This is a genomic window from Shewanella yunxiaonensis (genome assembly GCF_018223345.1).
GTDB classification, from domain to species: Bacteria; Pseudomonadota; Gammaproteobacteria; order Enterobacterales; family Shewanellaceae; genus Shewanella; species Shewanella yunxiaonensis.
Map to the genome: position 1 here is coordinate 713195 of NZ_CP073587.1, position 25942 is coordinate 739136.

Below are 25942 nucleotides of genomic sequence, written 5' to 3' on the forward strand. Positions count from 1 at the left end.
GCTAGATTAGGCAAAAGGCTAACCGTGGCCGACACTTATGACACACATTATCAGCAATTGTTAGAGGGAGAGATAATGAAAGCAGTAGGATACAAACAAGCACATACGCTTGGCGGTGATGATGTACTACAAGATATTGAGTTACCTCAGTTAACCGCTAAAGGACAAGATCTACTGGTGGCGGTACAGGCGATTTCGGTCAATCCGGTGGATACAAAAATTCGAAGCCGGGTCGGTGGCGAAAACGGCCAGTATAAAATTCTCGGTTGGGATGCGGTTGGCACTGTACTGCAAGTGGGGGATCAGGTAAGCGCGTTTAACGTCGGCGATCGCGTGTGGTATGCCGGTGATGTTTCGCGGCCAGGCAGTAATGCGGAGCAGCAATTGGTGGATGAGCGAATTGTTGGATTAGCGCCTAACAATTTACCAGACGCCGCAGCCGCTGCTTTGCCTTTGACAGCGTTGACTGCTTGGGAATTGTTGTTTGATCGACTGGGATTGCCCATTGGCGCCGGGCAAGGAAAGGCGTTGCTGGTGGTGGGAGCCGCCGGTGGTGTTGGTTCAATTCTAGTGCAATTAGCGCGGCAACTGACAGATGTCACCATCATTGCCACTGCTGGTCGTCCGGAATCGAAGGCGTGGTTAACCTCTTTAGGCGCGCATCATGTCATTGATCATCATGGTTCGCTGAGTCAACAGATCCAGGCGGTAGGTTTTGCCGGGGTTCATTGGGTGGCATCTCTGAATAATACCGATGAGCATATTGAACAGATTGTGGAATCTTTGTTGCCGCAAGGGCACTTAGGATTGATTGATGATCCGCACGTATTCGATATTAAATTATTGAAACGTAAAAGTTTGGCTTTGCACTGGGAATTTATGTATACCCGTTCTCTGTTCAAGACCGAAGATATGGTTCGTCAGCAGCAAATCCTCAATGAAGTTGCCAAACTGGTCGAGGCCGGAACGTTGAAAACAACCGTCAGTGAGCACTTCGGCGTGATAAATGCCACCAACCTATTGAGAGCGCATGCGCTACTAGAATCGCATCAGGCCCGTGGCAAAATTGTGTTGGAAGGGTTTTAAGCGATAAAAAAGGGAAGCAATCACGCTTCCCTTCGTTTTCTGCACACCGGGCGTCACGGACGAAACTGCTCGACATCGTTATCAGCCGTATCTTCATCGTCAGCCACTGCTGGCGGATTGGCGATATGATCTTCCAGATTATCGGCGAGCATCTCACGGTATTCATTCGTGAACCACTCCAATGCGCTATCCTTTTCAGTTTTCAGATCCGCCGCTTTCACTGACGCTTCAAAGGCATTAAAGCGTGCAGCCGCAAAGCGTAACGCCGTACCAATTTTCCCCAGATCCTGATGTTGTTGCGTCAACTCATTGGCGAGGGCGATAAATTGATCCGCGAGCTGAAAAATGGTGGTTTCAGTATTATTGGCTTGTGACATCGTAGAGTCGCTCTTGCTTATGGTTTAGGCGCAGATTTTACTCAAATCTGCGCCGCCGCCAAGAAAAAACTGCAAGCAGTCACAGCTGGACGTGGGTTATGCGGGTTTGCCACCAAGTCTACCGGTGCTGTATTGCGCTTCACCTTCACCAAAACTCCAGTCATCCTGGGTGTTAGTGAAAAATGAGATCATCAGATCCTGTGGCGCTATGGCGCATTGCTGCTGTAGGTCTTCACAGAGGCGTTTCATGAACAAGTGCTTTTGTTCAGTGCTACGGGGACTGGTGAACACGCGCAGTATAATCACATCATTACTGCGCTGATAACCCAGACCGGTATCTTCAACAACCATCTGATAATCTTTATTTTCATGGACTATCTGGTAACGGTCGCGTGTAGGCACCCCGAAGACTTCGAGCACCACCTGATGTGTGCAATCCAGAATTTTACGGACGGTTTGTGGTGCACGCCCTTCAATCATATCGAATACCAGTAATGGCATAATAATTGGCTCCTTATGATGACTTTGAAAGGTGATTGTAAGCCGGTTGTGGGCAATTTGCATGGCGAGTCCCATCCTGGAGGAAATCCCTTGTGTGTCGGTGTTGCGACTTTTAAGCTGTATGCCATAAAAAGGCAGAGATAACATTATGATTAATAACTGGCAAACGTTTATAGAAGCTGAACAGAAGCAAACTTACTTTCAAAAGTTAACTAATTTTGTGGCGTCAGAAAGGCAATCTGGGAAGCTCATTTTCCCGCCAGAGCGAGAGGTTTTTCGTGCGTTTGAGCTGACGCCTTTAGACCAGGTTCGTGTGGTGTTACTGGGGCAAGACCCATACCACGGCCAAGGTCAGGCGCATGGGTTATGTTTTTCAGTAAAGCCGGGCGTGCCATTGCCACCATCGCTGAAAAATATCTATAAAGAGCTCGCCACGGATATTGAAGGCTTTCACATCCCGGAAGACGGCTTTTTAGAGCAATGGGCCCAGCAAGGCATTCTGATGCTTAACACGGTATTGACCGTGGAGGAAGGCAAGGCACATTCACATGCTAAAGCAGGATGGGAAACCTTTACTGACCACGTGCTGAGTTTTTTGAATCAACAGCCTCGACCGATTATCTTTGTGTTGTGGGGCAGTCACGCCATTAAAAAAGGCAAATGGATTACAGCGCCTCATCACCGCATCATCAGCGGGCCACATCCGTCACCGCTCTCGGCCTATCGCGGTTTCTTCGGTTGTCGTCATTTTTCGGCCATCAATAAACAACTACAGGCACTGGGGGAACCGGCCATCGACTGGCAACCTTGAAGCCGCTGGCAAATACTGAAACAATCGGAGCCAAACTCACGGCAGTAAATCAACATGAAACCGATTCTGATCACCGGCGTTGGCCGACGCCTCGGCCTCGCCACAGCTAAAGCGTTGCTGGCTGAGGGCTGGCCAATTATCGGCACTTACCGCACTCATTATCCGGAGTTGGATGAACTTAGAAGCCATGGCGCCGTGCTATACCGTATCGATTTGTTAGATGCTCAGGCATTGACAACATTTATCGCCTGGTTGAGACATGAGTGTAAGGGGTTAAGGGCAATTGTGCATAACGCATCAGACTGGTTAGCAGATGATGCCGGTTTGCCGGTCACTGAAGTTTTTAGCCGGATGATGGGGATCCACGCTGAAGTCCCTTATCAACTGAACCTGGCGCTGGCAGATTTACTCGACAGTGATGAAATTGGCGGCGCGGATATTATTCATGTGACGGATTATGTTGCACAAAAAGGTAGCGCAAAGCATATCGCCTATGCCGCCAGTAAGGCTGCGTTAGAAAACCTGACATTATCCTTTGCTGCCAAGTTGGCACCCACAATCAAGGTCAACAGTATTGCTCCGGCGATGATGCTGTTTAATGAACAAGATGATGCCGCATACCGGGAAAAAACACTGGCCAAGGCGTTGCTGCCAAAAGCGGGCGGTGATGCAGAATTTGTTTATGCCGTGCGTTATCTGCTGCACAGCCGTTATATGACGGGGAGCTGCTTAAACCTGGATGGTGGCCGGGCATTGAAGTAGCCAGTCTTGAGACCGACTGGCGAATCAAAGTATTCGCAACTAGCGTTAATGCGTTACGGCGGCAATTAAGCGGTCAATGGCGTACACTACCTGCAGACTGGCATCTTCCATGATTTTCAGCTGCCGTACCATGGCGACAGTATCGCCCTGTCGCCGGGCTTGTAATGCCATTTTGCCTGCTTCATGGACTTGATGATGTGGCTTTTCCAGTTCCCTGAAGCCAGTCAGGTGGCTGTAGCGTTCGGCACCTTCGCCCTTGTAATACCACTCACCCAGACGACAGTGATGGTGATCATTAACGGTTTCATCCATGTTTTGCTTCTCAATCAGTGCATAGATATGGTTTTTCCATACCGCATGATCGAGTTTGGTCGTGGTGAGAAAGCCAATGGTGGCACTGCTATTAATGACTTTTTGCATCTGTTCTGAACTGTCCAGTACCTGATTCACGACGGTATCTATCTGACTGGCAGAAGTGGCAACTTCCGACGCACAATGGCGGGTTTCATCCGAAACGGTTCTTAACGCCTGAGCCTGTTTCACAATCTCTTCCACCAATTTTTCAATGTTATTGCTGGAGTCGTGGGCTTTTGCCGCCAGATTGCGTACCTCATCGGCAACAACGGCAAAGCCGCGTCCCGCTTCGCCAGCCCGGGCGGCCTCAATCGCAGCGTTTAATGCCAGGAGATTAGTCTGATCCGAAATGGCCTGAATGGCGCTAACAAATTGATTGATGCTCTGTGTGCTGTGTTCTAACTGCTGCACTGCTTGCTGGCTGGCGGCTGAGTGGCTGTTAAGCTGGCTCGCCCGACTTCCCAAGTGCACCACTGCTCGGCGAGTCTGTGCAAAAACGCTGTCCAATTGCTGCAGATTTTGCGCTTCCTGCTGCATGTCGCTGGCATTATTGGCCATTGCCTCACGCACCGACAGCAACATCTGTCCGCCTTGATTCTGACAGGTCAGCATATCGGTAAATTGCCGATGTTGTTGATCCTGATGTTGCAGATTCTGTTCATACTCACTAATGGTTTGCTTTAACATGCCAATTTCATTGTCATGCTCAGCCTGAAGTTGTTGGATTTGCTGTTGTAGGTGGGCAATTTGTTTCTCAGACTGTTTTCGTGGCCACATAAAAATCATCCAATAATGAGATTAAGCGAATGATACCCACATTTAAAAAGCGGGTTTGTGAGAAAGTATATAACGTGAACTAAAAGTTACAATGGTGATTAAAATTAATACGATTTAAGTGATGCTCACCTCACAAAGATCCTTGGTCATGCATGAACCATAAGTGATATTTCGTTTGTCACTGAGTGGGCAGGGTCCCATTAGGTTGGTGTCACTCATGGTATCGGGGCTTAATGATTAAGCCGCCGCAGACACAGTAACTGAGGTAAAATGTGCCTGTGCAGTCAAAATTGACTTTGTTATACTCCGCCTCCTCTTGATTAGCAGGTTCTTAACCATGGTACAGATATACTCACCAGCGCTTTCCCTTCCGGTAGATGGTTCTCTGGAGTTACTCGCTCCGGCGAAAAACGCTGATTATGGTATTGCGGCAATCAGCCACGGTGCTGATGCGGTGTATATTGGTGGACCTGCTTTTGGCGCCCGAGCCACAGCGGGCAACAGTGTGCAGGATATTGAACGGCTGTGTCACTATGCTCACGGCTATGGTGCGCAGGTGTTTGTGGCGCTGAATACCATCCTCAGCGATCAAGAATTACAGCAAGCAGATCAACTGATCCGGCAGTTATATCAGGCGGGTGCTGATGCGTTAATTGTGCAGGATATGGGCATTTTGCAGTTAGATTTGCCACCGATAGCGCTACACGCCAGTACTCAGACCGATAATCGAACCCCGGAAAAAGTGGCGTTTCTGGAGCAAGTGGGCTTTTCTCAGGTGGTGCTGGCCCGAGAGCTTAGCCTGGAGCAAATCCGTGCCATTGCTGCCAAGGTCAAAACCCGATTGGAATTTTTTATCCACGGTGCTTTATGTGTTAGCTATTCCGGTCTGTGTAATCTCAGCCATGCATACAGCAAACGCAGTGCGAATCGCGGTGAGTGTTCACAGATGTGCCGTCTGCCATGCAATCTCAAGACCCGCGAAGGCGAGACATTGGCCGAAAACCAGCATTTGTTGTCATTAAAAGATAATAACCAGACTGATAATCTGGAGGCCTTAATTCTGGCAGGGATCCGTTCGTTCAAAATTGAAGGTCGATTAAAAGATCTCAGTTACGTAAAAAATGTCACCGCACATTACCGGCAACAACTGGATGCGATAATGGCGCGGCATTCCGGATTGCAGCCTGCATCTCACGGACATTGCGAATACACATTTACGCCGAATCCTGACAAAAGCTTCAACCGTGGGAAAACTGATTATTTTGTTAATCAACGTCATGGTGGTCTTAATGACTTCCGTACCCCTAAGTATTTAGGGCAGAGTGCTGGTCGCGTCAGTCGTATCGGTAAGGACTGGCTGGAGATCAACCGTGATGGCGCTGAAGCGGGCGAGTTGCACAATGGCGATGGCTTGTGTTACTTCACTATCGATTTTGCCAAAGCAGTGCACTCAGATGCTAAGCTCAATGGGCTGCGTGTTAACCGAGCGGAGGGGAACCGTGTCTGGTTGGCCGGAGCCGTGCCGGGGGATCTGCGTGTTGGCGTGGAGCTGTTCCGCAACCTCGATCATGATTTTGAAAATCTGCTCGGTAAGGAGTCATCAAAACGCTTAGTTGATGTTGACCTCCAGCTGTTTGATACCGATGCCGGTCTGGGGTTGGCGATAAGTGATAGTTATGGCAACACCGCTGATGTGATGGTGGCGTTTGAGCGTCAGCCAGCCAACGATCCGCAAAAAGCCTCACAGCATCTGCAAAGTGGCTTGTTGAAGCTTGGCGGTACTCGTTATCGTGCGCGTAATATTGAGATAGCCACTTCACAAGCGTGGTTTGTTCCTGCAGCGGTACTGAATGGTTTACGCCGTGAAGCGGTGGATGCCTTGGAACAAGTCCGACGGGAGCATTACCAGCGCCCGCAACCTTGGCCGCGCGACCCCGACGCCATTTTCCCGCAGAAATATCTCAGTTATCTGGGCAATGTGAATAATGCCAGTGCTAAAGCCTTCTACGAGCAACATGGCGTAATTAAGATTGAACCTTCATACGAGCAAAATCAATTACTTGAAGATACGCCGTTGATGATCACCAAGCATTGCCTGCGTTACAGCTTTAATATGTGTCCGAAAGAGCATCCAGAACTCAAGGCTGAACCTATGTTGCTGGAAGTGGGTAATGACACCCTGAAACTGGTTTTTGATTGTCTGAAATGTGAGATGCTTGTGGTGGGTAATAACAAGCTTTGATCATTAAAAAAATGTCAAAATTTTAAAATTTTTTTGACGTTTTATTGAACTGAATCAAACAGGTGTTTACAGCTTAAGACTAAGCTAAAACTGTGCGACACGGACAAGGGGGAGGCAAAAATGCCAAAAGCCATGTTTGACCACAGTTTAACTATGCTGGTGAGCGTAGTGGCGCTTATTCTACTTTCTCTCAGCTTTTCTGGTGAATATTTCACGCCGTTGATGAAACTACCGCCCTTAGCATTAGTTGCCGGGATACTGGTAACCACTGGGATCGGGATTTGGTCGGTACAACTTGGTGGTCGAGCCATATGGGCATTGCCACTGGCCTACCTGTTAATGCTCGCATTGGGCACCGTGGTAGCCCCGTCATCGGTAGTGTTAATCATTGCCAAAGCCAGCATTTTATTATCAGTGTTTATTGTCGGTATGTTGATCGCCGGTAACGTTAAATTATCGACCCATGTGGCAGCCGCCTTGGTGGGAATGCTGGCATTTTCTCATGGTTATGCGTATGGACACGTTAATTTGGGACTGATGGGCTGGCAGCATGGCGTCAGCATTTACGATTGGCTATTGATGATGTTGCCGGGATTAGTGGCCGCCATTCTGATGAGTCTGTTTGGCGAGGCGACTTGCAGTACCCTAGTTAAAACGCACCATAAACCTATTGCCTATAGCATCGGTGGCATGATGTTGTTCGCCGGGCTGATGATGGTATTACTGGAGTAATGTGACGCATAAGAAAGGGCGATGGAACTGGTCGGAGCGAGAGGATTCGAACCTCCGACCCCTGCCTCCCGAAGACAGTGCTCTACCAGGCTGAGCTACGCTCCGCTCCGACATTCCTGACGTTACATAGCGAAGGTAGATGCCGCCGCCCTGCAACGCTGCGTATGATGCCACAAATTTTTCGGAAGTGTGATAGCCAAAATACCGTTTGCTGTAAATTTAAGCTGAATTCAGCTTATTTTTAGCCAATCAGATTTTTCATTGTGGTAGCAAGGGCATACAAGCCATTTGTACGCGAAGGGCTAAGCTGTCCGGCCAATCCTAAACTGGCAAAATAATGTTCAGCTGAGAATGTCATAATCTCATCGGCACTGCGGTTGTTGACCGCCGCGAGCAGCAGCGCAATCAGTCCTTTTACGATTCTGGCATCACTAAAAGCGACATACAGATGCTGTCCGTCGCGCGTTTGGTGATACAACCACGCTGCACTCTCACAGCCGCGCACTCTAGCAGAGTCCTGCTGCCACTCAGCTGGCAATTCTGGCAGTAATTTGCCCACTTGCATCAGTAAGCGGTATTTATCTTGCCAATTGCTCGCCTCATGTACAGTTGCCACCGCGTGTTGCAATTGTGGCAGACAGTCACGATATGCTTCGAACAACCGATTATCAGGACCGTTCATGAATGTTCCCACGACTATACTTCCGTCAGTAAATTGATAGCGGTACGCAGCCCCTGTATAAAGCACTTGATATCTGCGGCATTACTATAGATCCCGAGCGATACTCTGCAGCAGCCTTTAACTCCCATGAGCTGCATCAGTGGCATGGCACAGTGATGACCACAGCGAATGGCGATCCCTTGCTGATCCAGCAACATGCCGATGTCCTGATGATGTTCGTCGGCGAGATTAAACGCTACCGCACCGCTGTTATCTGGATGCGCACCATAAAGTTTAACACCGGGAAGTTGTGCCAGCTCTTGCTGTAATTGCTGCAGTAGCTGCTGCTCTTGTCGTTGGGCCGCTTCACGGTCAAGACTGCAGAGGAAGTCAACCGCGGCCCCCAGACCTATCACTTCGGCAATCGGTGGTGTGCCTGCTTCCAGACGAAAGGGCAGTTCACCAAATTCAGTGTGGTCAAAGCTCACCGTTTTTATCATCTCGCCGCCGGTGAGTAATGGTGTCAGCGTATCCAGCAGCGCAAAACGCCCCCACAGCACCCCTATGCCTGTCGGTCCATACATCTTATGACCAGAAAAAGCGTAAAAATCGCAACCGAGTTGCTGTATATCCACCGGCAGGTGTCCGATGGCCTGTGCACCGTCTACCACGCAAATAGCACCAGCTGTATGGATTTGCTGCGACAGGGCGCGGATATCGTTCACAGTCCCCAACACGTTGGAGACATGACTTAGCGCTACCAGTTTCGTCGGTTGCTGCAGTAGCGTCGTTAGCGCTTGGCGATCCAAGCGTAAGGTTGATCTCAGTGGGATCGGGATTAATGTCGCCCCGGTGCTTTTGGCCAGTTGTTGCCAAGGCACCAGATTGGCGTGATGGGCTGTGCTATCTACCAGAATTCGATCGCCGGCGCGAATTTGCGACGCCAGCCCATGAGCCAGCAGGTTAAGCGCTTCTGTGGTGCCGTGAGTAAAGATGATTTCCTGCTGTTTTTCGGCATTGATAAACCGCTGAATTTTTTCGCGAACGGCTTCAAAACCACGAGTCGCAGCCGCTGCTAACTGGTAGCTGCCACGATGCACGTTAGCATTGTGGCGGCGATAATAGTCATCCATTGCCTGTATCACCGCTAAGGGTTTCTGGCTGGTCGCCGCCGTGTCCAGATAGCATAGTGGGTAATCGCCCATCATCTGGTGTAGCAGCGGAAACTGGTCGCGTATTGAAGAACCGTTCATGAGTAGGGCTTAGATAATCAAAAGGCGCACAGATCTTCAAAGATTTGGGCGCCTAATGCAAGTATGTCTGTAATCTGCGGTTTAAGGGCAGGGCACGCGATACTTCAGACTCAATGCTTCTAATTCCGCTAATACTTCTTCTGACAGGGTTAATTGCTGGCTGTTGATATTTTCCCGTAGCTGCTCAGTAGCGGTCGCGCCGATAATGTTGGCACCAACAAACGGCCGAGAACTGACCCACGCCAACGCCATCTGTACCGGGCTAAGTCCCAGTTTGCGCGCCAGTGTCACATAAGCTTCCGTGGCTTTTAATGCCAGCTCACTACTGGTGTAACGGGAAAAACGTTTGAACAGCGTCAGCCGTGCACCTTCCGGCCAGGCATCATTAAGGTATTTACCACTCAACGTGCCAAACGCCAGCGGTGAGTATGCCAGTAGCGGCAGTTGTTCGCGGTGGCTGATTTCGCTCATGCCGATTTCGAAACTACGGTTTAGCAGGTTGTATGGGTTTTGCACCGTAACAATGCGCGGCACGCCATGTTTATCCGCCAGTTGCAGATATTTCATCAATCCCCAAGGCGTTTCATTGGAGACCCCAATGTAGCGCACTTTACCGAGGCGGATGACTTCTGCCAGCGCTTCTAATGTTTTCAGGATTGGCGTTTGTGACTCTTTGGGCTGTTGCTGGTAATACAACTCACCGAAAAAGTTCGTGTTTCGATGCGGCCAATGGATCTGATAAAGGTCGATGGTATCAACCCCAAGGCGCTGCAGTGATGCATCCACCGCTGCATGAATATTGTCCCAATCCAGTGCCATATTCGGGCGAATGTAATCACAGCGCCCACCGGGTGCGGCAACTTTGGTCGCAATAACCAGCTTATCCCGGTTACCTCTGGCTTTTAGATAATTACCGATAATTCGTTCGGTTTCACCCTGAGTTTCCGGCATTGGTGGAACCGGATACATTTCCGCCGCATCAATAAAATTGATGCCTTCACCGATGGCCAGATCTAATTGTTCAAAGGCTTCCGCCTGAGTGTTCTGCTGTCCCCAGGTCATGGTGCCCAGGCAAAGTTTACTTACTTCCAGGTTGGAATTGGGAATACGCATATATTCCATTGACTGCTCCCTTGGTTCCTGTTTACTTGCACGCTAGCAAGTTTTTCTCGTGCTGGACAGCGATCTTTGCGGAGTTGGCTAAATATTGCGCTAATTAGTCGATATCCAGCAACATCGGAATTTCGCAGGCATCGTGACCGGTGTTGCCGATCGGCGCCGCTAACTGCTTGAAGCCGAGTTTATGATAAAGTCTCAGCGCTTCTGGTAACAGCGAAGTAGTTTCCAGATACATCTGCTGGTAGCCAGCCGCTTTCGCCTCGGCAATGCAGTGTTTGGCCAGTTGCTGACCAACACCTTGGCCACGCAATTCTGCCAAAAAATACATCTTTTGCAGTTCGCAAATCTGCGGATAGCCGCTGACTTTGCCAATCCCCGCACCGCCAGCTACCTTCCCGTTATGTTCTACTAACCAGTAGCCATATCCTGGTTGACCGTATATGGCAGACAGCTGATCCAGTGTTGGATCGGCAACACTGTAGCCTTTATCGGGGGTCAGACCATACTCTGCGGATACTTCACGAATCACTGCTGCAATTGCTGAGTCATCCGCTGCAGTCAATGGCCGGAATAGCGCTTTTGTTAATGTATTCATCAGTTTAATTTCTACCCAAAATACTTCAGTAGAGTTTGGGAAACCGCAGTGGCGCGGCCGCCATAATCAACGCGGCAGTATAGGTGCCTTCACGCGTGGCATGGCCTTCGGTCAGCAGACCTATGGCGCCACCCGCTTGCTTGATATTAACAGTATTGAACATGGCATCCATGACATCGCCTAGTTCCTGTCCCTGTTGCAATGCCTGGTATACCTTCGTGGGTAACGGCAGATGGGCACTGCGGCTTAGACTGAGTTGACGATTATCGGCGATGACTACCCAGGCATAGGTGTAGGCATGATCGGCAATCAGATCGACACCGCCTTCCATTGCCAGATAATAGTCGGCAGTGGTCTGCTGCTGGCACCACTTGACGCGATTGATGGCGCCCTGTCGAGTGGCTTCGTCCGTCATGGGTTGATCTGCCACGCCGGAGGGGGCTTTTACACCTTCACAGAGAATTTCAGCATCGGGGTGCAAACTGGCAACGGCCTTTTTGCCAGCGTTGATTTTGACTGGGTTTGTCGAGCCCACCACCACGCGAATGATTTTATTCATATTAGGCTTTAACGACTTCTTCAAACATCAGGTAATGACTTTGTGCCATGCCCAACGCGGTATAGGTCTGCTGGGCCTGTTGATTGTCATGTTCAACATATAAGCGGAAGCTTGCGGCTCCACCTTCGGCTTCTGCCATGGTTTTTACCGCTTGATATAGTTGGCGATAGATACCCTGACGGCGACTGCTTGGGGTGACATAGACACTCTGGATCCAGTAGTAATTGGCGGCGCGCCAGTCACTCCATTCAAACGTCACCATTAACGAGGCAACAATGTTTCCTTGCTGCTCGGCAACTAGATAAAAACCACGTTGTGGCTCGTTAATCATGGTGGTCACGCCGCGCGTCAACGTGGCCGCGTCAAGCTTTAGACCTTCAGTTTCTTCGGCCATTGCCTGGTTAAAGGCAACCAGCGCGTTGATATCTTCGCTGCGGCCTTTGCGGATTTGCATAAGATCTCTCGTCAGATTTTTTAATGAGGTGGCTGCACAATCTAGCAGTGCACCATTACAGGTGCAAATGGCTTTAGCAGTGTATGGGCTTAGCGTTAAAACTTATTAGACTAAAGTCTAACTCTGGATATAATGAAGCTGTTTTTTGAGCAGTTCCCGGTTAACGGGTAATGTCGTCTCGCTTGATCGGGGGAAGTATCATGAATCAATCATCAATCAATACCTCTGACGCTAACCGTGCCAAACGTCAGCTGTTGGCGCATTCGTTACACTTTCTACTGACCATGCTAACACTGGGTCTGTGGGGGCCGGTTTGGTGGTGGTATGCTAATCGTGGTTCAGTAAAAGACGAAGGATTCTTTCATCGTTTCGATAACGACTACTGGGATTATATTGTTGAGCGTGATGACCCCCCAGCCGCCTTACATCCGTTGCGTTTCGATCTGGCAGACGAAGTTCGTTTTGACGCTTGAAGTGTATGCTTCTGGTTGTCAGTACCGTTGCTCCATCAAGGGTAACTTTGATCGATAAACTTTCTGACGATGGATGTTTGTCATCGTCAAACTTGCGTTTTTTACTGAATGTTTTGTCATTGTAAATTTAAGTGACACTCGTAAACTTCGCCGCGATATTAGCGGCGGCTGAGTGTCAGCAACACTTTGCTTTTACTTCCCAGCAGTAACAGTTTGCCATCGTTGTATGTGGCGGCAGTGACCTTGGGCAGCAGTTGCATAACGTTCTGTTCCTGTGCCATCAATTCATCAATGCAGGCTTTCATCGTCGAGCCTGCGGGTTTCAGCGTCAGCATCTTGCCGTCAAGCTGGTAGCTACCAAAGAAATTATTGCAGCTGTTGTTACCGCTGAGTTTGCCATCTGCGGCAAACGTAAGTTGCGCCGGGCTGTAGTCAGTGACAGCTTTTCCCCGAATGCTATCAATATGCCAGTTGCCTTGTAACTCAGTAAGGCTAATAGGCGTGGTGTAGAGCGATTGGCAGGCTGTCAGTGATGCCAGCAATAACACTGACAAAATGTGTTTCAGCATTGGGGATATCCATTGAACCGGGAAGGCGGCAGTTTGCCAACTTTTCAGGGAGAAATGAAGTATTTCCACCAGTTACTGATGGGCAGGTTATTTTTCATTAGGCCATGTTAACCACATGTATCCATGGCCCGATGATTGTTACGCGTCGTTTTTAGGAACTGAAGAGCGCAGACCGGATTTTGCCTCATCCACCATGGCCACCAATTTAGCGGTGGAATCCGGTGTAAAGAAGCGATAACTATAGTCGATGGACATAGGTAAGGGGGACTGGCTGAACAGTCGCTCAACCCGTCGAACAATATGTTCGAGGTCACGTTCCAGATCGACGAACACGAGCAACACAAATTTAGTATTGTCGTAATGCGCTGCAATATCGGCGGCCCGGAGCGTGGTCAGTAACAGATTGGCCAGTTCCTGATGGCAGCGTTTTAACAGCTCATCGTCCATGACGCCGTTGGGTTCCAGTTCAAAGAAAATCACACCGCAGTGAGCACCGAAGCGCCGCCCTAAATTGAGTTGTCTTGGCGCCATCATGATGAAGCCATAATTATTCAGCATCCCGGTATCGGCATCACGCATCGACAAGGCTTCAATACGATGATTTTGACACAGCAGTGCCAGATCTTGTTGTAGCAGGATTTGGAACGGTTCCAGCATCAATGGGCTGACATGCTGATTTTCGTTGGCATGGGCATTTAGGACACACAAACAGCCAAATATTGAACCGTCTGGCCAATGTACCGGGCGTGAAAGAATACTCAACACGCTACGGAATTCATCGGGATATTCATCGGCGGTTCCTTGAGTCAAATCCAGGTTTAAACCATCAGGACTGCTGTAAGCCATCTGATGTAACAACCCTGAGTCTGCAGCAAAGGTTTTGCCTGGGGCAAATTGCATGCTGTTGTCAGCCGCACTGACAATCACTTCAAACCCGCTGTCAGTTTTTTGCAGTACAAATACCTTATCTGCCTGATAATAATGTTTCATTAGCTCGCACTGATGCATCCAGCGCACTAAATTCAGTCCATGATTATCGTTTTCCAGTAAGCTAATTCCAGGTTTAACCGATTCAGGCAGCATGGCCTTGTCCCTTTTAGTGGTCAATTGGCATTAAGTGTGGATTTGTTATACAAATTTTGCAACTTTGAGTAGGCGATGTTCTGATCATTGTCAACATTGTCGTTACAATCCGGGGCATTAATCTTGATAACGTTACCATTAGCAATTTATGGATGAGTTAATGCTTGCCTACAGGTATAACTTATTGACATTAATGGTCTTTGTCAGCACTTATTTGATGCATGATTAAAAAATATCGTCATGGGGTGGAGATCGATATCCGAATATCGACGGATTTGCTAGCCTTAAAGCATCATCAATTGTGGTGGGTGAACACGATGGGAACTCAGGAATTACATACTCAGGCATCATTACTCTCGCTCAGCAAAACACTGCGATTATCGTCATTTGATATGGCCCGTTGGCTGGTATCGTTATTGGCGTTACAGCAACAAAAGTACCGAGTGATTGAGGCGGGTATTCAGGGAAAAGAAGGCCGACGTTTTTTGGTGCAGGCGTTGGATAGTATCTTTGATTGTGGTCGCACAAATAATTATCACAGTCAGCTGGCATTAGTGGCTGATGAGGCGTTAGTCAAAGATGCTGAAGCGGTTTCGGTGACACCATTACCCCCACAGCAACTGGCGTTTATGTGCATGGAAAGCGCCCATTTCGACCATTGTTATTGATTTTTAACCATAAAAAAACCGCCAGTAGGCGGCTTTTTTATCGGCTAATTTAATTACAAGCCCGCGTCATCACGCAGGGCTTCAGCCTTATTGGTTTGCTCCCACGGGAACTCACTGCGGCCAAAGTGGCCGTATGCTGCGGTTGCCTGATAGATTGGGCGAGCCAGATCCAGCATTTCGGTCAGACCGTATGGCCGCAGGTCAAAGTGACGGCGTACTAGCGCAATCAGCTGTTCTTCTGGCAATCTGCCAGTACCAAAGGTTTCCACACTGATAGAAGTCGGTTCTGCTACCCCAATGGCATAGGAAACCTGAATTTCACAGCGAGCCGCCAGTCCGGCAGCCACGATGTTCTTAGCAACATAACGGGCCGCGTATGCCGCACTGCGGTCCACCTTTGATGGATCTTTACCAGAGAATGCCCCACCACCATGACGCGCCATACCACCGTAGGTATCGACGATAATCTTACGACCTGTCAGACCGCAGTCGCCCATCGGCCCACCAATCACAAAACGACCGGTTGGGTTGATAAAGAACTTGGTGTCTTTGGTCAGCCATTGCTGTGGCAATACGGGCTTGATGATGGTTTCCATCACGCCTTCTTGCAATTCTTTCAGGCTGATTTCGTCGCTGTGCTGAGTCGATAGCACCACGGCATCAATACCGACAATCTGATCATTGTCGTATACGAAGGTCACCTGAGATTTGGCATCAGGGCGTAACCACGGCAATAGGCCTTGTTTACGCACTTGTGACTGGCGTTTGACCAGCGCATGTGCATAAGTGATTGGGGCGGGCATCAGCACGTCAGTTTCGTTGCTGGCATAACCGAACATCAATCCCTGGTCTCCCGCACCCTGTTCTTTCGGGTCTTTACGGTCAACACCTTGGTTGATATCAGGTGATTGTTTACCGATAGCGCTTAATACCGCACAGGAGTTAGCATCAAATCCCATTTCGGAACTGGTATAGCCGATTTCACGCACAGTGTTACGGGTCAGTTCTTCAATGTCCACCCAAGCAGAAGTGGTAATCTCACCACCTACCATCACCATGCCAGTTTTGACATAAGTTTCACAGGCGACGCGGGCCTTAGGGTCCTGGGTGAGAATGGCGTCGAGCACCGCATCAGAAATCTGATCGGCGATTTTATCAGGATGTCCTTCTGACACAGATTCAGAAGTAAACAGGTGTCTTGCCATAGTCTGGAAAATCTCGCGATTAATATAGAAAAACCGTTAGCTGCTGCTACATCCGTATAGAAGCATCTACATCTAGACGTCTATTTTAATTTAATTTAGTTTTTATAAAACCCCTTTTGCTGATATTTGTGCGATACCCCCCATACCGACACCGGGGTGTATGGGCTTTTATCTAAATATATCAGTGGATTAATTGGAATTTTCAGACCTTGGAAATGCACATCTGTCTTGCTAGCTTTACAGCTTTACGCAAGCCCGGCCAGTGCTTCAAGCGTGCTGACTACTCAGTAAAAGGTGATGTTGGGTTTTTCTTGACATATTTCCTAGGCAAAACGCGGGAAATATATTTGCTTCAACCGGCCCTCTGCGGGAAAATAACCGCCAAATTTTAGCCCTACAATTCTCAAGTCTCACTACGCAGGAGTAAGCATGTCTTCCCGTAAAGAACTCGCTAACGCTATTCGTGCTTTAAGTATGGATGCAGTGCAAAAAGCTAAATCCGGTCACCCAGGTGCTCCTATGGGCATGGCTGATATCGCAGAAGTACTCTGGCGCGGGCATCTGCGGCACAATCCACTTGATCCGAAATGGGCTAATCGCGACCGTTTTGTGTTGTCCAATGGCCACGGTTCGATGTTGCTTTATTCCTTGTTACATCTGAGCGGTTACGATCTCAGTATTGACGATCTGAAACAGTTCCGTCAGTTGCATTCTCGCACGCCTGGTCATCCTGAATACGGCTATGCTCCTGGTGTCGAAACCACTACCGGGCCGCTGGGACAGGGTATTACCAATGCGGTTGGGATGGCGATTGCCGAAAAAGTGTTGGCGGCGCAGTTCAACCGTGAAGGCCATGAGATTGTTGACCATCACACTTATGTGTTCATGGGCGACGGTTGCATGATGGAAGGTATCTCCCATGAAGCCTGCTCGCTGGCGGGGACTCTGGGGTTGGGCAAGCTGATTGCCTTCTGGGATGACAACGGTATTTCAATTGACGGTCACGTTGATGGCTGGTTTAGCGACGACACTCCGAAACGTTTTGAAGCCTATGGCTGGCAAGTCATTGCTGCGGTTGATGGCCATGATGCTGAAGCGATTAACTCGGCCATTGAGCAAGCCAAAGCGGATCCACGACCATCACTGATCTGCTGTAAAACTATTATCGGTTATGGATCACCTAACAAATCCGGTTCCCATGACTGTCATGGCTCACCACTGGGTGATGCTGAAGTGGCCGCTGCTCGAGAATTTTTGGGATGGCCTTATGCGCCGTTTGAAATTCCTGCGGAAATTTATGCTGCTTGGGATGCAAAGGCTGCCGGTAGTGCCGCAGAATCGGATTGGGAAACTCAGTTTGCTGCCTACGCCGCGGCATACCCTGAGCTGGCGGCTGAACTGAAACGCCGTGTCAGTGGCGAACTGCCAGCCGACTTTGCAACCGGCGCTCAGGCTTATATCGAACAGTTACAAGCCAACCCGGCCAATATCGCGTCACGCAAGGCATCGCAAAACGCATTGGAAGCCTTCGGTAAATTACTGCCAGAATTTCTCGGTGGTAGTGCTGACTTAGCGCCTTCTAACCTGACGATGTATTCCGCTTCCAAGTCCATCAGCCGCGAAGACGCTACTGGTAACTATCTGCACTACGGGGTGCGTGAGTTCGGTATGTCAGCGATGATGAATGGTATTGCGTTGCATGGTGGCTTTGTGCCTTATGGCGCAACTTTCCTGATGTTTATGGAATATGCCCGTAACGCACTGCGTATGGCAGCATTGATGAAACAGCGGGTAATCTTTGTGTATACCCATGACTCCATTGGTCTGGGGGAAGACGGTCCAACCCATCAGCCGGTTGAGCAAACTGCCACCCTGCGTCTGATGCCTAACATGAGTACCTGGCGTCCATGTGACCAAGTGGAATCTGCGATCGCCTGGAAATATGCTATTGAACGTCAGGATGGTCCAACATCACTGATTTTCTCACGGCAAAACCTGACGCAGATGCCTCGCAACGCTGCGCAGCTGGCCGATGTCACTAAAGGTGGTTATGTGCTGGTGGATTGTGCTGGTACGCCTGAGCTGATCTTCATCGCCACCGGTTCTGAAGTAGAATTAGCCGTGAAAGCACAAGCGGCACTGACTGCTGCCGGACGTAAAGTGCGCGTAGTATCTATGCCTGCCACTGATGTGTTTGATAAACAGGATGCGGCGTATAAAGAAGCTGTATTACCGGCCGCTGTGACCAAGCGCGTTGCCGTTGAAGCCGGGATCGCCGATTACTGGTACAAGTATGTCGGTCTTAACGGCAAGGTTATCGGCATGACCACCTTCGGTGAGTCGGCTCCAGCGGGTCAATTGTTTGAAGAGTTCGGCTTTACCGTCGATAACGTGATTGCTGCTGCCGAATCTTTGCTGGCATGAACTGTTGCTGAATGGAACGCCTGACAGGGCGTTCCTTCACTCGCCATTCGTAACGGCCTGTCTTATGATAGGCCGTTGTTTTATCGCCCTGAATTAGAGGGAACAGAATTACTGATGATCAGAGTTGCTATCAATGGTTATGGCCGTATCGGCCGCTCAGTGCTGCGCGCATTATATGAATCCGGCAAACGCCAACAGTTGCAGATTGTGGCAATTAACGAGTTGGCCAAACCCGAAGCCATGGTACATCTGACTAACTACGACACCACGCACGGCCGCTTTTCACTGCGCGCCAGTCTGGAGCAGGAGCAGATGCAGGTGGGCAACGACAGCATCACGCTGCTGCATGAAGCGGATGCCACTAAATTGCCGTGGCAAGCGCTGGATGTGGACCTGGTGCTGGAATGTACCGGGGCCCTACATGACCGCGCAGCTTGCACTGCTCATCTGCAAGCGGGCGCTCGCAAGGTGTTGATCAGCCATCCCGCCTCTGCTGATGTCGATGCCACGATTGTTTATGGTGTCAATGATGAGCTGTTAACCCCGCAACATACCGTGGTGTCCAACGCCTCATGTACCACCAACTGCGTTATTCCGGTGATCTCCGAACTGGACCGTCATTTCGGCATTCGCAGCGGCGCGATCACCACTATTCATGCGTCGATGAATGATCAGCAGGTAATTGATGCCTATCATGATGACTTACGCCGCACGCGTGCTGCCAGTCAGTCGATTATTCCAGTCGATACGAAGTTGGCGCGTGGTATCGAGCGCATATTGCCGCAGATGAAAGACAAATTTGAGGCGATCTCGGTGCGAGTTCCGACCGTCAATGTCACGGCTATCGATGTATCACTGACCGTCGACAAACGGGTGAATATTGCGACGGTGAATCAGGTATTGCTGGAAGCGACTCGTGGCCGACTGGATGGCATTCTGGGCTTTACCGATGAGCCTTTGGTATCATGTGACTTTAATCATGATCCTCGCTCCAGCGTGGTAGACGGCACGCAAACCCGCGTCAGCGATGGCCATCTGATCAAGCTGTTATTGTGGTGTGATAACGAGTGGGGATTTGCCAATCGAATGCTGGATACGGCGTTGGCAATGTTTCAGCCAGCTGAGTAAATTTTGGGGTAGTGGCAGGGAATGACCGCTATCAATACAACCGCATATTTTAGTTAGAACAGGAAGCATGAACATGGCGATTATTAAAATGTCAGATCTGGATCTTCAAGGAAAGCGTGTGCTTATCCGTGAAGATCTCAACGTGCCGGTAGCCGATGGGGTGGTGACCAGTGATGCACGTTTGCGTGCCTCTTTGCCCACTATCAAGCTAGCGCTGGAAAAAGGTGCGGCGGTGATGGTGATGTCTCATCTGGGACGGCCAACGGAAGGTGAGTATAACGCAGAATTTTCACTGCAACCGGTAGTGGATTATCTGGCAAAAGCCTTAGATTGCCCGGTACGACTGGTCACCGATTACCTGAACGGTGTCGATGTTGCTGTCGGTGAAGTGGTAGTGTTTGAAAACGTTCGTTTCAACAAGGGCGAAAAGAAAAATGATGAAGCCTTGTCGAAGCAGATGGCAGCACTGTGTGATGTTTATGTCATGGACGCCTTTGGTACCGCGCATCGCGCGCAGGCATCAACCCATGGTGTAGGCATGTTTGCCCCTGTAGCTTGTGCCGGCCCACTGTTGGCGGCTGAGCTGGAAGCTCTGGCAAAGGCCATGGATAACCCGAAACGGCCGTTGGTGGCAATTGTGGGTGGCTCCAAAGTCTCCACTAAGCTGACGGTATTAGACAGCCTTTCCAAGATTGTCGATCAACTGGTGGTGGGCGGTGGTATTGCTAACACCTTTATTGCAGCCGCTGGTCACAATGTTGGTAAGTCGTTGTATGAAGCCGATCTGATTGATGAGGCCAAACGCCTGGTCGCTAATGCCCAGAGTCGTGGTGGTGATATTCCAGTGCCCACCGATGTGGTTGTCGCCAAGGCATTCAGTGCCGATGCGGTTGCGACATTAAAAGATGTGGCTGACGTGGCGGATGATGACATGATTTTTGATATCGGGCCTGACAGTGCGGAAGTTCTGGCCGAAATCATTATGAAAGCCGGTACCATCGTATGGAACGGCCCGGTCGGTGTATTTGAATTTGATCAGTTTGGTGCCGGCACTAAGTGCATTGCTGAGGCAATTGCGGCATCTCCGGCGTTTTCAATTGCTGGCGGTGGCGATACCCTGGCGGCAGTTGATAAATACGGCATTGCGGATAAAGTTTCCTACATCTCAACCGGCGGTGGTGCTTTCCTGGAGTTCCTGGAAGGTAAAGAGCTACCAGCCGTTGCTATGTTGCAAGCGCGCGCTAACTGAACCGAGATAAAAAACTTATCATAAGCTGCCGACAATGACCGGCAGCGCTATCATAAAGCTTATAGACAATTGGACCGGGCAATGTGAGTTGCCCATGAATGGAGATAACAGATTATGGCCTTAATTTCTCTGCGCCAGTTGCTGGATCACGCTGCTGAACATAGCTACGGTGTCCCAGCATTTAACGTTAACAACCTGGAACAGATGCGTGCCATCATGCAGGCCGCCGAAGCGACTGACAGCCCGGTTATCGTGCAAGCCTCTGCGGGTGCTCGTAAATATGCCCGTCCGCAGTTCCTGAAATATCTGATGACTGCTGCATTGGAACAATATCCGGATATCCCAGTGTGTATCCACCAGGATCACGGGACTCACCCAGACGTATGTCAGCGTTCAATTCAGCTGGGCATGTCTTCTGTGATGATGGATGGTTCATTGATGTCAGACGGGAAAACCCCTGCCACGTATGATTATAACGTGCATGTGACTCGCACAACCGTTGCCTTTGCCCACGCTTGTGGGGTGTCAGTGGAAGGTGAAATCGGTTGTCTTGGCAGTCTGGAAACCGGTACTGCCGGTGAAGAAGACGGCATTGGCGCTGAAGGTACCCTGAGCCATGATCAGATGCTGACCAGCCCAGATGAAGCGGCTCGGTTTGTGGCCGATACCCATGTGGATGCCTTGGCGATTGCCATCGGCACCAGCCACGGCGCTTACAAATTCAGCCGTAAACCTACTGGCGATGTTCTGCGTATCGACCGCATCAAAGAGATCCATGCCCGTATTCCTAACACCCATTTGGTGATGCACGGTTCTTCATCCGTACCGCAGAAATGGTTGCAGATCATCAACCAGTACGGTGGTGACATGCCAGAAACTTACGGTGTTCCAGTCGAAGAGATTGTAGAAGGCATCAAGCACGGCGTGCGCAAAGTGAATATCGATACTGACCTGCGCTTGGCATCAACCGGTGCCGTGCGTAAATTCCTAGCGGAAAATCCGCGGGAGTTCGATCCACGCAAATTCCTTAAAGCTTCTATGGAAGCTATGGCGGAAATCTGTGTGGAACGCTATGAAGCGTTTGGCTGTGCGGGTATGGGCTCTAAAATCAAGCCACTGTCACTGCAGGCCATGTACAAGCGTTATCAGACCGGTGAATTAGATCCGCAAATTAATCGTTAATAACGATTTTGATGCTAAAGAAAAGCCCGCAGTTGCGGGCTTTTTGATACCTGACGTACAACTAATGGCTGCGCGGCCGCAGCACAATCACAATCACCGATACCACCGCCAGCACCATGCAGTACCAGACATCGGAAACCGCTTGTAGCGGGGAGATTTTAAAGTGCGAGGCAATCAACAGCGCTTGCGCACCATACGGAATTAATCCCTGAATGATACAGGCGAAGATATCCAGCACGCTGGCCGCGCGTTTGGCACTGACCGCATTTTGCTGCGCCAATTCCCGGGCTATATCGCCGTTGATCACAATTGATACGGTATTGTTGGCGACACAGGTGTTGGTCAGCGCCACCATCCCGGCCATCCCTAATTCTGCGGCTCTGCTGGAGTTTTCCCCTGTATCGCGAGAAAAGCGCCGAATGAGGTTTTCAATGCGTTGACTGATAAACGCGAGGCCACCTTGCTGTTGCATCAGTGCTGCCAGGCCGCCGACAAACATAGATAACACAAAGATCTCCTGCATGTTGCCAAAACCTTTGTAGATATCATTGGTAAAGGCAACCAATCCGTAATCGCTGCTATACATGCCGACACCGCCAGCAAAGACAATCCCTAGCGCCAGCACGACGAACACGTTAAGTCCTGAAACTGCGAGGATCAGAATGCTGATATACGGCAAAACTTTTACGACATCCACCTGCTGTGATGGGATAGCCGCGCTGCCCTTAGAAGCCAAGGTAAACAGTACTAGTGTGATGATGGCTGCCGGAATGGCGAAAATCAGGTTTTCCCGAAACTTGTCCCGCATGTAACAGCCTTGGGTGCGGGTAGCGGCAATAGTGGTGTCGGAAATAATCGACAGGTTGTCACCAAACAGTGCCCCAGACATCACCGCCCCGGCCATCAGGGTTAAATCGATATTCGCTTCTTCTGCAATACCCAGTGCAATGGGGGCTACTGCTGCGATAGTACCCATAGAAGTGCCCATGGCTGTCGCAATAAAGGCCGCTATCACAAAGAACCCAGGTAACAGCAGTTGTGATGGAATAAACTGCAATCCCAGTGCCACCGTCGCATCCACGCCGCCGGTCGCTTTAGCCACCGAGGCAAAAGCCCCGGCCAGGAGATAAATCAGACACATCGCAATGATGTTGCTATGCCCGATGCCGGCCATAAAGGTATCCAGCGTCTGATTCAGCTTTTGTTTTGATAACAACACTGCCAACACAATCGCGGGCAAAATCGCTACCGGACTTGGCAGTTGATAAAACGCCATCGCCACGCCGTTTGCCTGAAAATAAAGACCGGCACCAATAAATAGCACCAGAAACAGTAACAGCGGTAATAGGGCTATCGCAGACGGCGCAGCCTCAGGTTTGGTGTTTTTAGTCAAAATCTTATTCTCTGTTTTTATGAGCCCGGTATTTAACGATGGTGGCGGTTAACCCGGCAAAAAGTCTTTTCAGCTTATGCAACAGACATGGCTGTGGCAATCTGTCGCAGCATAGGGGATCGGCTGATAGCTGTCAATTTAGCCGTCTAGATGTTTTTACTTCTATATATATGAAAAGCGACAGCTAACGTTAGTTGTGGATGCTGAGGTTACACTGACAATCCCGTTGGCAATGGGTAGAATAGGCGGCAGTTGTTACGCGCAGGAACTGCATCATGCATATACATATTTTAGGGATTTGTGGCACCTTTATGGGGGGCTTGGCAATTTTAGCGAGAGCTATGGGCCATAAAGTGACTGGCGCTGATGCCAATGTCTATCCGCCAATGAGTACTCAGTTAGAGCAGCAGGGTATCGCTCTGATCCAAGGCTTTGACCCTGCGCAGTTAGACCCTGCACCGGATTTGGTGGTGATTGGCAATGCGATGAGCCGCGGCAATCCCTGCGTCGAGGCCGTGTTGGATAACGGGCTGAAATACACCTCAGGCCCGCAGTTTTTGCATGATTATATCTTACCTGAACGCTGGGTGCTGGCAGTCTCAGGAACTCACGGTAAAACGTCGACAGCCAGTATGTTGGCGTGGATTTTAGAGTCCTGTGGTTATCAGCCAGGCTTTCTTATCGGCGGTATTCCGCGCAATTTTGGTGTCTCGGCGCGGCTCGGCAATTCGCCGTTTTTTGTGGTGGAGGCCGATGAATATGACAGTGCCTTCTTCGATAAGCGTTCCAAATTTGTGCATTACCAACCGCGGACGTTGGTAATTAACAATCTGGAATATGACCATGCCGATATCTTTGACGATCTGAAGGCCATTCAGAAGCAGTTTCATCACCTGCTGCGGATAGTGCCTGGTAACGGCCGGGTGATCTGGCCTAAAGACAGTGAGGCTGTGGCTGAGGTCGTCGCCAAGGGCTGCTGGAGCGAACAGGAAACGGTCAGTCACACGAGTGGTCTGGGGGATTGGCATATCGAGCCGTTAGCCGCTGATGGACATCATTTTGAGTTGTTTCTGGCGGGGGGCTCGCAGGGCAAACTGGAATGGTCATTACTCGGCAAACACAATATGGAAAATGCGGTAATGGCCGTGGCTGCAGCGCGTCACGTAGGCGTAAAGCCGGCCGATGCCATCGCCGCGCTGATGCAGTTTATTCCGCCTAAACGACGACTGGAACTGATTGGCGATATTCATGGCATTCAGGTATTTGACGATTTTGCCCATCATCCAACAGCCATTGCCACAACGCTGCAAGGGTTGCGGGCTAAGGTTGGCGATGGTCATATCACCGTGGTGCTGGAACCCCGTTCTAACACGATGAAAAGCGGCGTACACAAGGCCACTCTCGCCGAGTCGATGCATGATGCAGACAACGCTATTTTGTATCAGGCAGATACTATCCATTGGGATATTTCCGCGGCCATGGCGAATGCGCCGATTCCCGTTGCTGTGCTATACAAGATTGAGGATGTCGTGCAAAAAGTGGCTGCTGAAGCACGGGCTGGTGACTGCATTATCATCATGAGCAATGGCGGCTTTGGCGGTATTCACGGCAAATTACTGGCCGCACTTAAGGCACGCTTTCATGCGGAGACGCAGCGATGAATAGTATCAGTCTGGCCTGGACTGGCGCTTCTGGGGCGCCTTATGGCCTGAAGCTGTTGGAATGTCTGCTACAAGCGGATTATCAGGTATTTTTAATGATCTCCTCTGCCGCCAGAGTGGTACTGGCGCAAGAGCATGGTATTAAGCTCAGTGCTGCGCCGGAAAAGGCCACGGAGCAGTTGCAGGCAATTATGCCCGCGAGTGGAGCGCTACGGGTGCTGGGTAAGGATGAATGGTTTTCACCGCCCGCATCCGGTTCTGCGGCGCCAAAGCAGATGGTGATCTGTCCTTGTTCGACCGGCACTTTGGCCGCCGTGGCCACGGGCATGAGTAATAATCTGTTGGAACGGGCGGCCGACGTGGTACTCAAAGAGCGCGGACAGTTAATCCTGGTGCCGCGAGAAACGCCTTTTAATACCATTCACTTACAACATATGCTGAGTCTGAGCCAGCAGGGGGCGGTGATTTTGCCTGCCGCGCCAGGTTTTTATCACCATCCCAAATCCGTTCAGGATCTGGTAGACTTCGTCGTCGCCCGGATCCTCGACCATCTGGGCGTGGCACATTCATTAACGGGCCGCTGGGGCTATGATCAGCCGGTTGGCGGCGGCATCGAAGATTGAG

General features: G+C 50.1%; 26 protein-coding genes and 1 tRNA gene. 13 read left to right on the plus strand and 14 right to left on the minus strand.

Annotated elements, in window-relative coordinates; genetic code table 11:
* The first annotated feature begins 75 nt into the window (after positions 1-75).
* Positions 76-1086, plus strand: a complete 1011-nt coding sequence (locus KDN34_RS03360) for a zinc-binding alcohol dehydrogenase family protein (RefSeq protein ID WP_212595524.1) — start codon at positions 76-78, stop codon at positions 1084-1086.
* 53 nt (positions 1087-1139) lie between these two features.
* On the opposite strand, the gene KDN34_RS03365 is transcribed toward KDN34_RS03360, so the two are convergent.
* Positions 1140-1463, minus strand: a complete 324-nt coding sequence (locus KDN34_RS03365) for a DUF3144 domain-containing protein (protein WP_212595525.1) — start codon at positions 1461-1463, stop codon at positions 1140-1142.
* A 96-nt stretch (positions 1464-1559) separates the two neighbouring features.
* Positions 1560-1964 (minus strand): tautomerase family protein, encoded by a 405-nt coding sequence (locus KDN34_RS03370; RefSeq protein WP_212595526.1) that lies wholly within the window; start codon positions 1962-1964, stop codon positions 1560-1562.
* A 148-nt stretch (positions 1965-2112) separates the two neighbouring features.
* On the opposite strand from KDN34_RS03370, the gene ung reads away from it, so the two are divergent.
* Both ung and folM read left to right on the plus strand, forming a co-directional pair.
* Positions 2113-2775 carry a uracil-DNA glycosylase gene (gene ung, locus KDN34_RS03375; protein ID WP_212595527.1) on the plus strand — a complete coding sequence of 221 codons (663 nt, stop codon included), beginning with the start codon at positions 2113-2115 and terminating at the stop codon, positions 2773-2775.
* A 54-nt stretch (positions 2776-2829) separates the two neighbouring features.
* Positions 2830-3537, plus strand: coding sequence for a dihydromonapterin reductase (folM, locus tag KDN34_RS03380; protein ID WP_212595528.1), 708 nt, complete (start codon positions 2830-2832; stop codon positions 3535-3537).
* Positions 3538-3582: 45 nt separating this feature from the next.
* Here the strand turns inward: folM and KDN34_RS03385 are convergent, their stop codons facing one another.
* Positions 3583-4668, minus strand: a complete 1086-nt coding sequence (locus KDN34_RS03385) for a methyl-accepting chemotaxis protein (protein ID WP_212595529.1) — start codon at positions 4666-4668, stop codon at positions 3583-3585.
* A 337-nt stretch (positions 4669-5005) separates the two neighbouring features.
* Between KDN34_RS03385 and KDN34_RS03390 the strand changes: the two genes are divergently transcribed.
* Positions 5006-6910: a peptidase U32 family protein gene (locus KDN34_RS03390; protein ID WP_212595530.1), complete on the plus strand. Its 1905-nt coding sequence runs from the start codon at positions 5006-5008 to the stop codon at positions 6908-6910.
* 120 nt (positions 6911-7030) lie between these two features.
* Entirely contained in the window at positions 7031-7642 is a 612-nt protein-coding gene (locus tag KDN34_RS03395; protein WP_212595531.1) for a HupE/UreJ family protein, read from the plus strand.
* A 28-nt stretch (positions 7643-7670) separates the two neighbouring features.
* On the opposite strand, the gene KDN34_RS03400 is transcribed toward KDN34_RS03395, so the two are convergent.
* The 7 genes from KDN34_RS03400 to KDN34_RS03430 form a co-directional block, all read right to left on the minus strand.
* Positions 7671-7747: transfer RNA gene (locus tag KDN34_RS03400), tRNA-Pro, on the minus strand.
* Between the two features lie 136 nt (positions 7748-7883).
* Positions 7884-8324, minus strand: a complete 441-nt coding sequence (locus tag KDN34_RS03405; protein WP_212595532.1) for a SufE family protein — start codon at positions 8322-8324, stop codon at positions 7884-7886.
* Between the two features lie 14 nt (positions 8325-8338).
* On the minus strand, positions 8339-9556 hold the full coding sequence (locus KDN34_RS03410) for an aminotransferase class V-fold PLP-dependent enzyme (RefSeq protein WP_212595533.1): 1218 nt from the start codon (positions 9554-9556) through the stop codon (positions 8339-8341).
* An 81-nt stretch (positions 9557-9637) separates the two neighbouring features.
* The gene (locus tag KDN34_RS03415) at positions 9638-10678 is read right to left on the minus strand and encodes an NADP(H)-dependent aldo-keto reductase (protein WP_212595534.1); all 1041 of its coding nucleotides are present in this window, start codon (positions 10676-10678) and stop codon (positions 9638-9640) included.
* A 94-nt stretch (positions 10679-10772) separates the two neighbouring features.
* Positions 10773-11270: a GNAT family N-acetyltransferase gene (locus tag KDN34_RS03420; RefSeq protein WP_212595535.1), complete on the minus strand. Its 498-nt coding sequence runs from the start codon at positions 11268-11270 to the stop codon at positions 10773-10775.
* Between the two features lie 25 nt (positions 11271-11295).
* Positions 11296-11829 (minus strand): inosine/xanthosine triphosphatase, encoded by a 534-nt coding sequence (gene yjjX, locus KDN34_RS03425; protein WP_212595536.1) that lies wholly within the window; start codon positions 11827-11829, stop codon positions 11296-11298.
* 1 nt (position 11830) lies between these two features.
* Complete coding sequence (locus KDN34_RS03430) at positions 11831-12283, minus strand: GNAT family N-acetyltransferase (protein ID WP_212595537.1); 453 nt, start codon at positions 12281-12283, stop codon at positions 11831-11833.
* A gap of 200 nt (positions 12284-12483) precedes the next feature.
* On the opposite strand from KDN34_RS03430, the gene KDN34_RS03435 reads away from it, so the two are divergent.
* Complete coding sequence (locus tag KDN34_RS03435; RefSeq protein WP_212595538.1) at positions 12484-12756, plus strand: hypothetical protein; 273 nt, start codon at positions 12484-12486, stop codon at positions 12754-12756.
* Between the two features lie 158 nt (positions 12757-12914).
* On the opposite strand, the gene KDN34_RS03440 is transcribed toward KDN34_RS03435, so the two are convergent.
* Together KDN34_RS03440 and KDN34_RS03445 are read right to left on the minus strand one after the other, a co-directional pair.
* On the minus strand, positions 12915-13325 hold the full coding sequence (locus tag KDN34_RS03440; RefSeq protein ID WP_212595539.1) for an META domain-containing protein: 411 nt from the start codon (positions 13323-13325) through the stop codon (positions 12915-12917).
* 138 nt (positions 13326-13463) lie between these two features.
* Positions 13464-14408, minus strand: a complete 945-nt coding sequence (locus tag KDN34_RS03445) for a GGDEF domain-containing protein (RefSeq protein WP_212595540.1) — start codon at positions 14406-14408, stop codon at positions 13464-13466.
* Between the two features lie 221 nt (positions 14409-14629).
* On the opposite strand from KDN34_RS03445, the gene KDN34_RS03450 reads away from it, so the two are divergent.
* Positions 14630-15076 carry a hypothetical protein gene (locus KDN34_RS03450; RefSeq protein ID WP_212595541.1) on the plus strand — a complete coding sequence of 149 codons (447 nt, stop codon included), beginning with the start codon at positions 14630-14632 and terminating at the stop codon, positions 15074-15076.
* A gap of 53 nt (positions 15077-15129) precedes the next feature.
* Here the strand turns inward: KDN34_RS03450 and metK are convergent, their stop codons facing one another.
* Positions 15130-16281: a methionine adenosyltransferase gene (gene metK, locus KDN34_RS03455; RefSeq protein ID WP_212595542.1), complete on the minus strand. Its 1152-nt coding sequence runs from the start codon at positions 16279-16281 to the stop codon at positions 15130-15132.
* A 429-nt stretch (positions 16282-16710) separates the two neighbouring features.
* On the opposite strand from metK, the gene tkt reads away from it, so the two are divergent.
* The 4 genes from tkt to fba all read left to right on the plus strand — a co-directional run bounded on the left by tkt (position 16711) and on the right by fba (position 22264).
* Positions 16711-18705, plus strand: coding sequence for a transketolase (gene tkt, locus KDN34_RS03460; RefSeq protein ID WP_212595543.1), 1995 nt, complete (start codon positions 16711-16713; stop codon positions 18703-18705).
* Between the two features lie 114 nt (positions 18706-18819).
* Positions 18820-19833 (plus strand): erythrose-4-phosphate dehydrogenase, encoded by a 1014-nt coding sequence (epd, locus tag KDN34_RS03465; RefSeq protein WP_212595544.1) that lies wholly within the window; start codon positions 18820-18822, stop codon positions 19831-19833.
* Between the two features lie 73 nt (positions 19834-19906).
* Positions 19907-21082 (plus strand): phosphoglycerate kinase, encoded by a 1176-nt coding sequence (locus tag KDN34_RS03470; protein WP_212595545.1) that lies wholly within the window; start codon positions 19907-19909, stop codon positions 21080-21082.
* Between the two features lie 114 nt (positions 21083-21196).
* Entirely contained in the window at positions 21197-22264 is a 1068-nt protein-coding gene (fba, locus tag KDN34_RS03475) for a class II fructose-bisphosphate aldolase (protein ID WP_212595546.1), read from the plus strand.
* A gap of 61 nt (positions 22265-22325) precedes the next feature.
* On the opposite strand, the gene KDN34_RS03480 is transcribed toward fba, so the two are convergent.
* On the minus strand, positions 22326-23660 hold the full coding sequence (locus KDN34_RS03480; protein WP_228730467.1) for a Na+/H+ antiporter NhaC family protein: 1335 nt from the start codon (positions 23658-23660) through the stop codon (positions 22326-22328).
* A gap of 272 nt (positions 23661-23932) precedes the next feature.
* On the opposite strand from KDN34_RS03480, the gene mpl reads away from it, so the two are divergent.
* The gene (gene mpl, locus KDN34_RS03485; protein WP_212595547.1) at positions 23933-25318 is read left to right on the plus strand and encodes a UDP-N-acetylmuramate:L-alanyl-gamma-D-glutamyl-meso-diaminopimelate ligase; all 1386 of its coding nucleotides are present in this window, start codon (positions 23933-23935) and stop codon (positions 25316-25318) included.
* A complete protein-coding gene (locus tag KDN34_RS03490) occupies positions 25315-25941 on the plus strand; it encodes a flavin prenyltransferase UbiX (RefSeq protein WP_212595548.1) in 627 nt (208 codons plus the stop codon). Before mpl ends, KDN34_RS03490 begins: the two co-directional genes overlap by 4 nt.
* The last annotated feature ends 1 nt before the right edge of the window (position 25942 follow it).

Bases quoted from the DNA above. Each gene is read 5' to 3' on its own strand.
- KDN34_RS03435 (WP_212595538.1), top strand. From the start codon at position 12,484: ATGAATCAATCATCAATCAATACCTCTGACGCTAACCGTGCCAAACGT.
- KDN34_RS03470 (WP_212595545.1), top strand. From the start codon at position 19,907: ATGGCGATTATTAAAATGTCAGATCTGGATCTTCAAGGAAAGCGTGTG.
- KDN34_RS03395 (WP_212595531.1), top strand. From the start codon at position 7,031: ATGCCAAAAGCCATGTTTGACCACAGTTTAACTATGCTGGTGAGCGTA.
- epd (WP_212595544.1), top strand. From the start codon at position 18,820: ATGATCAGAGTTGCTATCAATGGTTATGGCCGTATCGGCCGCTCAGTG.
- KDN34_RS03415 (WP_212595534.1), bottom strand. From the start codon at position 10,678: ATGGAATATATGCGTATTCCCAATTCCAACCTGGAAGTAAGTAAACTT.
- KDN34_RS03490 (WP_212595548.1), top strand. From the start codon at position 25,315: ATGAATAGTATCAGTCTGGCCTGGACTGGCGCTTCTGGGGCGCCTTAT.
- KDN34_RS03365 (WP_212595525.1), bottom strand. From the start codon at position 1,463: ATGTCACAAGCCAATAATACTGAAACCACCATTTTTCAGCTCGCGGAT.
- KDN34_RS03385 (WP_212595529.1), bottom strand. From the start codon at position 4,668: ATGTGGCCACGAAAACAGTCTGAGAAACAAATTGCCCACCTACAACAG.
- KDN34_RS03405 (WP_212595532.1), bottom strand. From the start codon at position 8,324: ATGAACGGTCCTGATAATCGGTTGTTCGAAGCATATCGTGACTGTCTG.
- KDN34_RS03390 (WP_212595530.1), top strand. From the start codon at position 5,006: ATGGTACAGATATACTCACCAGCGCTTTCCCTTCCGGTAGATGGTTCT.
- tkt (WP_212595543.1), top strand. From the start codon at position 16,711: ATGTCTTCCCGTAAAGAACTCGCTAACGCTATTCGTGCTTTAAGTATG.
- KDN34_RS03430 (WP_212595537.1), bottom strand. From the start codon at position 12,283: ATGCAAATCCGCAAAGGCCGCAGCGAAGATATCAACGCGCTGGTTGCC.
- KDN34_RS03420 (WP_212595535.1), bottom strand. From the start codon at position 11,270: ATGAATACATTAACAAAAGCGCTATTCCGGCCATTGACTGCAGCGGAT.
- KDN34_RS03445 (WP_212595540.1), bottom strand. From the start codon at position 14,408: ATGCTGCCTGAATCGGTTAAACCTGGAATTAGCTTACTGGAAAACGAT.
- ung (WP_212595527.1), top strand. From the start codon at position 2,113: ATGATTAATAACTGGCAAACGTTTATAGAAGCTGAACAGAAGCAAACT.
- yjjX (WP_212595536.1), bottom strand. From the start codon at position 11,829: ATGAATAAAATCATTCGCGTGGTGGTGGGCTCGACAAACCCAGTCAAA.
- metK (WP_212595542.1), bottom strand. From the start codon at position 16,281: ATGGCAAGACACCTGTTTACTTCTGAATCTGTGTCAGAAGGACATCCT.
- KDN34_RS03450 (WP_212595541.1), top strand. From the start codon at position 14,630: ATGATTAAAAAATATCGTCATGGGGTGGAGATCGATATCCGAATATCG.
- folM (WP_212595528.1), top strand. From the start codon at position 2,830: ATGAAACCGATTCTGATCACCGGCGTTGGCCGACGCCTCGGCCTCGCC.
- mpl (WP_212595547.1), top strand. From the start codon at position 23,933: ATGCATATACATATTTTAGGGATTTGTGGCACCTTTATGGGGGGCTTG.
- KDN34_RS03360 (WP_212595524.1), top strand. From the start codon at position 76: ATGAAAGCAGTAGGATACAAACAAGCACATACGCTTGGCGGTGATGAT.
- fba (WP_212595546.1), top strand. From the start codon at position 21,197: ATGGCCTTAATTTCTCTGCGCCAGTTGCTGGATCACGCTGCTGAACAT.
- KDN34_RS03410 (WP_212595533.1), bottom strand. From the start codon at position 9,556: ATGAACGGTTCTTCAATACGCGACCAGTTTCCGCTGCTACACCAGATG.
- KDN34_RS03440 (WP_212595539.1), bottom strand. From the start codon at position 13,325: ATGCTGAAACACATTTTGTCAGTGTTATTGCTGGCATCACTGACAGCC.
- KDN34_RS03370 (WP_212595526.1), bottom strand. From the start codon at position 1,964: ATGCCATTACTGGTATTCGATATGATTGAAGGGCGTGCACCACAAACC.